The 9,025-nt window shown below is 68.7% G+C and carries 9 protein-coding genes and 1 rRNA gene; all 10 read right to left on the minus strand.

Annotated features, from left to right (window positions below):
* Nucleotides 1-27: 27 nt before the first annotated feature.
* A complete protein-coding gene (locus tag B086_RS0135500) occupies nucleotides 28-672 on the minus strand; it encodes a MerR family transcriptional regulator (protein WP_078510169.1) in 645 nt (214 codons plus the stop codon).
* Between the two features lie 198 nt (nucleotides 673-870).
* A complete protein-coding gene (locus B086_RS0135505) occupies nucleotides 871-1,344 on the minus strand; it encodes a bifunctional nuclease family protein (RefSeq protein ID WP_026253112.1) in 474 nt (157 codons plus the stop codon).
* 89 nt (nucleotides 1,345-1,433) lie between these two features.
* Complete coding sequence (locus B086_RS0135510; RefSeq protein WP_026253113.1) at nucleotides 1,434-2,171, minus strand: MerR family transcriptional regulator; 738 nt, start codon at nucleotides 2,169-2,171, stop codon at nucleotides 1,434-1,436.
* Nucleotides 2,172-2,209: 38 nt separating this feature from the next.
* The gene (locus tag B086_RS43440; protein ID WP_078531292.1) at nucleotides 2,210-3,166 is read right to left on the minus strand and encodes an FHA domain-containing protein; all 957 of its coding nucleotides are present in this window, start codon (nucleotides 3,164-3,166) and stop codon (nucleotides 2,210-2,212) included.
* A gap of 61 nt (nucleotides 3,167-3,227) precedes the next feature.
* On the minus strand, nucleotides 3,228-4,061 hold the full coding sequence (locus tag B086_RS0135520; RefSeq protein WP_018571204.1) for a DUF881 domain-containing protein: 834 nt from the start codon (nucleotides 4,059-4,061) through the stop codon (nucleotides 3,228-3,230).
* A 5-nt stretch (nucleotides 4,062-4,066) separates the two neighbouring features.
* Nucleotides 4,067-4,399, minus strand: coding sequence for a small basic family protein (locus B086_RS0135525; RefSeq protein ID WP_006134295.1), 333 nt, complete (start codon nucleotides 4,397-4,399; stop codon nucleotides 4,067-4,069).
* Complete coding sequence (locus tag B086_RS0135530; RefSeq protein WP_086024365.1) at nucleotides 4,396-5,316, minus strand: DUF881 domain-containing protein; 921 nt, start codon at nucleotides 5,314-5,316, stop codon at nucleotides 4,396-4,398. The genes B086_RS0135525 and B086_RS0135530 overlap by 4 nt, the downstream gene beginning before the upstream one ends.
* 143 nt (nucleotides 5,317-5,459) lie before the next feature.
* Nucleotides 5,460-7,955 carry a mannose-1-phosphate guanyltransferase gene (locus tag B086_RS0135535; RefSeq protein WP_018571206.1) on the minus strand — a complete coding sequence of 832 codons (2,496 nt, stop codon included), beginning with the start codon at nucleotides 7,953-7,955 and terminating at the stop codon, nucleotides 5,460-5,462.
* A 116-nt stretch (nucleotides 7,956-8,071) separates the two neighbouring features.
* On the minus strand, nucleotides 8,072-8,680 hold the full coding sequence (locus B086_RS0135540; RefSeq protein WP_018571207.1) for a CDP-alcohol phosphatidyltransferase family protein: 609 nt from the start codon (nucleotides 8,678-8,680) through the stop codon (nucleotides 8,072-8,074).
* Nucleotides 8,681-8,787: 107 nt separating this feature from the next.
* Nucleotides 8,788-8,904: ribosomal RNA gene (gene rrf / locus B086_RS0135545) — 5S ribosomal RNA — on the minus strand.
* Nucleotides 8,905-9,025: the final 121 nt, after the last annotated feature.

Below are 9,025 nucleotides of genomic sequence, written 5' to 3' on the forward strand. Positions count from 1 at the left end.
CCCGCCGCCGAGCGGGCCGGCGGGCGGTCAGACCGCCCGGTTGCGGCGCCTGGCCAGCTCGTCCCCGGGGTTGTGGCCCACCAGGGTCTCACCGGTGTCGACACGCTCGCCGTGCAGCTGCGACAGAGCGCTCTCCACATCGCGCCACACCACTCCGACGGCGATGCCGAAGATGCCCTGGCCGCCCTGGAGCAGAGCGTGCACCTCGTCGGGCGAGGTGCACTCGTAGACCGTCGCGCCGTCGCTCATCAGCGTCATGCGCTCCAGGTCGCTGAACCCCTGCCGACGCAGGTGCTGCACGGCGGTCCGGATGTTCTGCAACGAGACACCGGTGTCCAGGAACCTCTTGACGATCTTCAGGACGACGACGTCGCGGAAGCTGTAGAGCCGCTGGGTGCCGGACCCGTGAGCCGGGCGCACGCTCGGTTCGACCAGACCGGTGCGGGCCCAGTAGTCCAGTTGCCGGTAGGTGATGCCGGCCGCCGCACAGGCCGTCGGGCCCCGGTAGCCGATTTCCTCGGACGCCATGGACGCCGCCCCTTTGCCGCTCGGCACGGCCGCCGGCCGCTGCGGAGCCTGGTCGGCCGCGCTGTCGTGAAGCCGGTACGGACCGCTTCCCCCGACGTCGATCCCGGGGGCACCCCCAGCCGTACCGTCGCCGCTGCTGCTCACGCCGACCTCCGTCCTTGACCTGCCTCCTCGACGGTAGGCAGTCACCACGGGTGCGTCAACGATCGCCACACTCGGCACGCCGAGTGATAATCACCCTAAGAGTGGTTTCCCGTGCCCCACCGCGGGGAAAGGCTAGCCGAATGCCCTCGTGAGGGGCTCAAGGGCACCCTGGCCGGCCGTCGGCATATGCGGGTGTTCTCACTGGCTGCTGGTGCCGAAGTCCTCCGGCGAGATCTGGTCGAGGAACTCGCGGAACTTCTCCACCTCGTCCTCCTGCTCGTCCGGGATCGCGATGCCCGCGTCGTCGAGCACCGTGTCGCTGCCGTAGATCGGCGTACCGGTGCGCAGCGCGAGCGCTATGGCGTCGGACGGGCGGGCACTCACCTCCACTCCGCTGGCGAAGACCAGCTCGGCGTAGAAGACACCCTCGCGCAGATCCGTGATGCGTACTTCCGTCAGCTCCTGGCCCACGGCTTCCAGCACGTCCTTGAACAGATCGTGGGTCAGCGGACGCGCGGGGGCCATGCCCTGCTGCGCGAAGGCGATCGCCGTCGCCTCCCCGGGTCCGATCCAGATGGGGAGGTAGCGGTCGCCTCCCACTTCACGCAGGAGCACGATCGGTTGGTTGGAGGGCATTTCGACCCGGACACCTACGACATCGAGCTCGTTCACACAGCAACCCTAGGCCGTGCCCGGGACGTTTGGGTAGTCGGGCCGGGAACGGAAGGCCGATCCGGCCGCCGGACGGCCGCCCGGGACCCTCAGGGCAGCCGCACCCCGAGCGCGGTCTGCACCAGCGCCGAGTGCAGCCTGACCGTGAGCGCGGCCAGCTCCTTCGTACGGTCCTCGGCGTGCACCCTGGTCTGCGGGTTGCGGTGCCGTCTGAGCGGGGCCACCACCTGGTCGACGAGCCCGGCCTCCCGGTCCGCCGCGGCCTTCATGACCCGCAGATGACGGGGTTCGATGCCGAAGCGCCCCAGCTCACGGATGAGCGAGGCGACGGTGACGGTCTCGGCGTCGTAGCTGCCGTCCTCCAGTGGGGTGACGAGCCCGTAGGACTCCCACTCCTGGAGGTCCCGCTCCTCGATCTCCGCGGCGGCCAGCAGGCCGGCCCGGCCGATCCGGGCCGCCGCCGGTGCCTCGGTCCGCCTCGGGACCGCCTCGCCGCCGCGCTGCCGGCCGAGCACCGGCAACTGCACCGCCTCGCCCCGCTCCACCGCGTCCAGATACTCGCGGATCACCTTCAGCGGCAGGTAGTGGTCCCGCTGCATCCGCAGGACCCGGGCGAGGCGCTCGACGTCGTCCGCGCTGAACTTGCGGTACCCCGAGGGAGTGCGCCGGGGCTCCACCAGGCCCTCCGCCTCCAGGAAGCGGATCTTGGAGATGGTGACCTCGGGGAACTCCTCGCGCAGCGCGTTCAGCACCGTGCCGATGCTCATCAGCCCACTGTCCGCGGCGGTGGTGCCGTGCCCGGCACCACCGCTCGGTGTATGAAGCATGGACCTTCCCTGGGTTCCCCGGACGGCGTCCGGGGAGGTCAGTAGCCCTGCCGGCTCGAGTAGAAGACCAGCCGGTACTTGCCGATCTGCACCTCGTCGCCGTTGGACAACGGGACCTCGTCGATCCGCTCCCGGTTCACATACGTGCCGTTCAGGCTGCCGACGTCGGCCACCTTGAACGAGCCGTCCTGGACGCGGCGGAACTCCACATGGCGACGCGAGACCGTCACGTCGTCGAGGAAGATGTCGCTCTGCGGATGGCGGCCGGCCGTGGTCAGCTCGCCGTCCAGGAGGAAACGACTGCCCGAGTTCGGGCCGCGGCGCACCACCAGCAGGGCGGAGCCGAGCGGCAGCGCGTCGACGGCGGCCTGCGCCTCGGGCGAGAGCATCGGCGTCTGGCCGGTGGCCTCCGCGTCGTAGGCCTCCAGACCGGAGATGGAGATCGTGGACGTCGTCTCCGACGCACGCTCCGGCACCACCCCGGGCCTCAGCGGCGCGCCGCAGTTGGAACAGAAGCGGCTGTTCTCCGCATTGCGGTTACCGCACCTCGTACACACCAGGGCCGACATGGACGGATCCTCCTGCCGCGGCTGCCCCGCCGGGGAATGGGACACGTACGGGTCGGCGGCAAACCCTCCACCCGCACCTGAGGTTGACGGTTGGCCGAAACCTATGCCGCCGGCCTGGGCAGGGTCAACCGACGGCGCGCCGTGGCCGCCGGAAAAGTCACCGCCCTGACCGGCGACCTGGTCCCTGAACAGCGGGCGCTGGCCCTCCGCCGCGCCGGGCTGTGCGCGATGGCGGGCGGTCGCGTTCTCGCCGCCCTCTCGCGCGCTCTTGCCGAACAACTTCGCAAACAACTTCACGGGCGATTCCCCTTGACCGAAACAGACCCGCCCGTGGGGCAGGACGAACCCTGACGTCGTACACCGGTCGACCCGGACATCCTCACAACGTCCGTATCCACCAGACAGTTTCCACCACGCACCACCCAATCGGTGCGCCGACCCCCCGCAACCTCATGCCCCTGCCGGACGACGGCCATGCACCCCCGGTTCACTGCGAGGACGACCGAGCGTAGTCAGGCAGCTTCGCTGCTCGCAAGGCGTCCACGACGATCTTGTCCGAACGCTCGACGGACACGGTGGCCTGCTCCTTCTCCAGGGTCTGCACCACACCTCCGGGGATGTTGAGCGCCGGCTCCAGGTCCTGCGGCTTGCCGATGACCTGGAAACGAAACGGCGTATTGATCTTGTTCCCGTCGACGTCCACGCTCTTGCCGGAGTCCGTCAGATAGGTGCCCGCCACCACGCGCACGCCGTTGACCTCGATGGCCTCCGCACCGGCGGCGCGCAGCTCCTGTATCGCGTCGAGCAGCATGTCGGCCCGGACCGTCCCCTTCGTGTCCTCGATGGTCATCGTGATGCCGGGTCCCTGCGCGGCCACCGTGCCCGCCAGGATGCCCAGTTGCCGTTCCTTCTCCTCGGTCTGCTTGCGGGCCTCCTCGGCCTGGTCGGAGCTGTTCTCCAGCTCCTGGCGCTGCTTGTCGAGACCCTGCTTCTCGTCCTCAAGACGCTGAGTACGGTCGTCCAGTTCATCGAGGATGCGTACAAGATCTTCTTGCCGGGCGCCGCGCAGGGCGTTGTCGCTGTCGCTGTTGGACGCGACCTGGATGGCGAGCCCGAAGCCCAGCCCGAACAGCAGTACGGCGACGACGAGTTGGGCCCGGGTGAACCGCGGCGGCCACAGTCCCTGCGCCAGCCGCTGCCGCCCGGTGAGCGAGGGCACCGGCGCTCCGTCGTCCGGCTCGGCGCCGGGCGCCTGGGCGGGCACCTCAGCGGGCAGTTCCTTGCGCAGCCGGTTCTCCGGCGCCTCGTCCCGGTCGTTCATCGCGCTCACGCCCGGAAGACGTGACGCCGGATGGCCGCGGCGTTGGAGAAGATCCGGATGCCGAGAACGACCACGACACCCGTGGACAACTGGGCACCCACGCCCAGCTTGTCGCCCAGGAACACGATCAGCGCGGCCACGACCACGTTCGACAGGAACGACACCACGAAGACCTTGTCGTCGAAGATGCCGTCCAGCATGGCCCGCAGTCCGCCGAAGACGGCGTCCAGCGCCGCCACCACGGCGATCGGCAGGTACGGCTCGACGACCGCCGGAACCTCGGGCCGGACCAACAGGCCGGCCACCACTCCCACGATGAGGCCCAGTACGGCGATCACGATGTGCCCTTCCCAGTCTTGGTCTGCTCTGCGGTCGGCCGCGCGGTGCGTACGATCACACTCGGTGCCGCGGGCAGCCGGAGGTCGCTCTCCACGGAGATGGCGGTCCGGATGCCGTAGTTGTCCTGGAGCGCGTTCAGATACAGCCCGTCCGGGCTGTCCTGGAACCTGCTGCTCAGCCGCTGCCCGTCCCCCACCGCGAGCACCGTGTACGGCGGCACCAGCGGCCTGTTGTCGACCAGTATGGCGTCACCCGCCGCGCGGATCGCGGACAGGGCGGTCAGCCGCTGCCCGTTGACGGAGACGGCCTCCGCCCCCGACTGCCACAGCCCGTTGACGACGCGCTGCATGTCCCGGTCGCGCACCCGGCCGGTGTCCGAGAATCCGGACGACTCCCGCGGATTGCCGGAGCCCCCCGAACCGGCTTCCTTCGCGTCGTTCACGACGAGTTTCACCCCGGGGCCGTGCACCTCGGTGGCGCCCGCCAGGATCCCGGCCAGGTCCGCCTGCGCGTTGCCGCCGCTGTGGCTGAGTGCCTGCCGCTGGCGCGCCTCGACGTCGTCGCGGAGCTGGTCGACGCTGTCCTCCAGCTTGTCCGCCGCCGCCGTCTCGCGGTCGATGCGGTCGATCAGCTCCTGGCGCTCCTTGGCGACCACGGGCGCCGCCACGCGCGCCTGTGCCGCTCCCACGGTGACGACGAGCGCCGCGAGCACCAGACCGGCGGCCAGTCCCAGCCGCGCGCGGAGCGTCTTGGGCAGCCCGCCCTCACCGGCGGACTTCTTCCGTGCGGCGGCCTCGGCGTAACCGTCGTCGAGGCTGTGGTCCATGACGTTGGTGATCAACGACATGGAGGCATCAGGACGGGAGGGCCGCGGGGGTGTGCTCCGAATGGGGGGTCGCTGCGGCATGCCGCACATCGTCGCACGCCTGGGGCGATACCTCCGAACGGCCCCCACCGGCGTGCCGGGCACGCTCCCCAGGGGCACCTGCCCTGCACGCGCGCGCGTGCAGGGCGTCCGGCGGGACCGGTGCCCGCGCTGGGCGGGCACCGGCGGCCGGTCTACCGTCCGGCGCTGTCGACGACCGCCGACCACTCGTCGAGCAGGGCCTGCGCGGAGGCGTCGTCGGGCCCCTCGGCCCACAGATGGGTGACCGCCTCGGCCGGGTCGGGCAGCACCATCACCCAGCGGCCGTCGGTCTCCACGACCCGCACCCCGTCCGTCGTGTCCACGAAGCGCTCCCCGGCCGCCTCGACGACCCGCCGCATGACCAGGCCCTTGACGGCCCACGGCGTGGCCAGATCCCGCCTGAGGACATGGGCCCGCGGGATCCGCGCGTCGATCTGGCTGAGGGTCAGCTGCGTGCGCGCCACCAGACCGATGAGCCGTACGAAGGCGGCCGTGCCGTCGTAGACGCTGCTGAACTCCGGGACGATGAATCCGCCCTTGCCGTCACCGCCGAAGATCGTCCCCTCCTCACCGCCGACCCGGGTGAGGTCGTCCGGCGACGTGGTCGTCCACTCCACCTGCGTCCCGTGGTACGCGGCGACCTGCTCGGCGATACGGGTCGTGGTGACCGGCAGCGCCACCCGGCCGCTGCGCCGCTCGGCGGCGACGAGGTCCAGCATGACCAGCAGTGCCCGGTCGTCCTCGATGATCCGGCCCTTCTCGTCGACGAGCGACAGCCGCTCGCCCACCGGGTCGAACCGCACACCGAACGCGGCCCCGGAGGACGCCACGATCTCGCCGAGCCGCACCAGGCCGGCCCGGCGCATCTCCTCGGTCTCCGTCGGCCGGGACTCGTCCAGGCCGGGGTTGATGGTCAGCGAGTCCACCCCGAGCTTGCCGAGCAGGCTCGGCAGGACCAGGCCGGCACTGCCGTTGGAGGCGTCCACGACCACCTTGAGGCCCGCCTCGGCGATCCCGGTCGTGTCGACGTTGCGCAGCAGCGAACCGGTGTACGAGTCGAAGACGCTGGAGGGGAAGTACAGGTCGCCGATCTCGCCGGGGAACGCCCGCCGGTACTCCTGCCGCGCGAAGACCCGGTCCAGCTTGCGCTGGCTGCCCTGCGACAGGTCGGCACCCTGACCGTCGAAGAACATGATGTCGACCGAGTCCGGCACCCCGGGCGACGTACGGATCATGATGCCGCCGGCGCTGCCGCGCGCGGTCTGCTGCCGGGCCACGGGCAGCGGTACGTTCTCCAGGTCCCGTACGTCGATGGCGCTGGCCTGGAGCGCGGAGATGACGGCCCGCTTCAGGGCACGCGCACCGCGGGAGTGGTCACGGGCCGTGGTGACCGTGGAACCCTTCTTCAAGGTCGTCGCATACGCTCCGGCGAGCCGTACGGCGAGTTCCGGGGTGATCTCCACGTTCAGGATGCCGGAGACGCCACGGGCGCCGAAGAGATGCGCCTGGCCCCGCGACTCCCAGATGACCGAGGTGTTGACGAAGGCGCCCGCCTCGATGGTCTTGAACGGATAGACCCGCACATTGCCCTGCACGATCGATTCTTCGCCGATCAGGCACTCGTCGCCGATGACCGCGCCGTCCTCGATCCGCGCGGCCCGCATGATGTCGGTGTTCTTGCCCACGACACAGCCGCGCAGGTTGCTGTGCTGCCCTATGTACACGTTGTCGTGCACGACGGCCTTGTGCAGGAAGGCGCCGCTCTTGACGACGACGTTCGACCCGACGACGGTGTGCTCGCGGATCTCCGCGCCGGCCTCCACCTTCGCGTAGTCGCCGATGTACAGCGGACCGCGCAGCTCCGCGTCGGGATGTACCTCGGCGCCTTCCGCGACCCAGACGCCCGGCGAGATCTCGAAGCCGTCGATGTCGACGTCCACCTTGCCTTCGAGGACGTCGGCCTGGGCCTTCACATAGCTCTCGTGGGTGCCCACGTCCTCCCAGTAGCCCTCGGCGATATAGCCGTAGATGGGCTTGCCTTCCTTCATCAGCTGCGGGAAGACATCACCGGACCAGTCGACCGGGACATCGGCCTCCACGTAGTTGAAGACCTCGGGCTCCATCACATAGATGCCCGTGTTCACGGTGTCGGAGAAGACCTGGCCCCAGGTCGGCTTCTCCAGGAAGCGCTCGACCTTGCCCTCTTCGTCGACGATGGTGATGCCGAATTCCAGGGGGTTGGGAACGCGTGTAAGACACACGGTCACCATCGCGCCCTTTTCCTTGTGGAACCGGATCAGGTCGGTGAGATCGAAGTCGGTCAGCGCATCGCCGGAGATGACGAGGAAGGCGTCGTCCTTCAACGCCTCCTCGGCGTTCTTGACGCTTCCCGCGGTACCGAGTGGCTTCTCCTCATTGGCATAGGTGAGCTCCATGCCGAGCTCTTCACCGTCACCGAAGTAGTTCTTGACCAGCGAAGCCAGGAACTGGACTGTGACGACGGTCTCATTCAGCCCATGCCTTTTGAGCAGCCGCAGAACGTGCTCCATGATCGGCCGGTTGGCCACCGGCAGGAGCGGCTTGGGCATGCTCGAGGTCATCGGGCGAAGGCGTGTGCCTTCGCCTCCGGCCATCACGACGGCCTTCATGTCGGAAGCGTCCTCCTCCAAGAGATGACGATCTAGCCGACTTCACCCGTCCTGATTGTCCCGCACTTTTCCGAAGCGGGCCATCGGAGCCACCGCGGCTGCCCGAATTGGCGAGCTCAGTCGGCCATGGCGTCCGCACGGACAAGACGGCGGACTTGCACCACGTAGAGGACTCCTGCCCACCAATAGAGGGTTGTACCCCATCCGGCGAACGCCCATCCGAAAATAGCAGCGAGTGACGAGATCCATCCGCTTCCGTCACTGAGGAGAAGCAGCGGGAAGGCGTACATCAAGTTGAACGTCGCTGCCTTCCCCAGGAAGTTCACCTGCGGCGGCGGGTAGCCGTGGCGCCTGAGGACCGCGACCGCCACCAGCAACATCAATTCCCGGGCGAGCAGCGCGGCGGTCAGCCAGACCGGCAGAATCTCGCGCCAGGTCAGCCCGACGAGCGTGGAAAGGACGTAGAGCCGGTCGGCGGCGGGGTCGAGAAGCCGGCCGAGGTTGCTGATCTGGTTCCAGCGCCGCGCGAGTTTGCCGTCCAGATAGTCGCTGATGCCGCTCAGCGCCAGGACCAGCAAGGCCCAGCCATCACTCTTGGGGCCGCCGAACTCCGGCCTGAGGATCAACCACAGGAACAGCGGTACGCCGACGAGCCTCGCCATGCTGAGGATGTTGGGGATGGTGAGGACCCGGTCCGTCTGGACACGGGTCTCCTGGACCTCCACCCGGGGGCCTCCTGGGAAAAAGTGCCTACGATGCTCCCTGACCCTACCTCAACACAAAAAAGCTCTGGCTCTTGGGCTGTTGCCCAAGAGCCAGAGCTCTAAAAGGAGTTCGGCGGTGTCCTACTCTCCCACAGGGTCCCCCCTGCAGTACCATCGGCGCTGTAAGGCTTAGCTTCCGGGTTCGGAATGTAACCGGGCGTTTCCCTCACGCTATGACCACCGAAACACTATGAAACAATCAACCGCACCACACCGTGACCTGGCATGGGGTTGTTCGTGGTTTCAGAACCAACACAGTGGACGCGAGCAACTGAGGACAAGCCCTCGGCCTATTAGTACCGGTCA

Origin of the sequence: Streptomyces sp. PsTaAH-124 (genome assembly GCF_000373685.1) — a bacterium.
Lineage (GTDB): Bacteria > Actinomycetota > Actinomycetes > Streptomycetales > Streptomycetaceae > Streptomyces > Streptomyces andamanensis.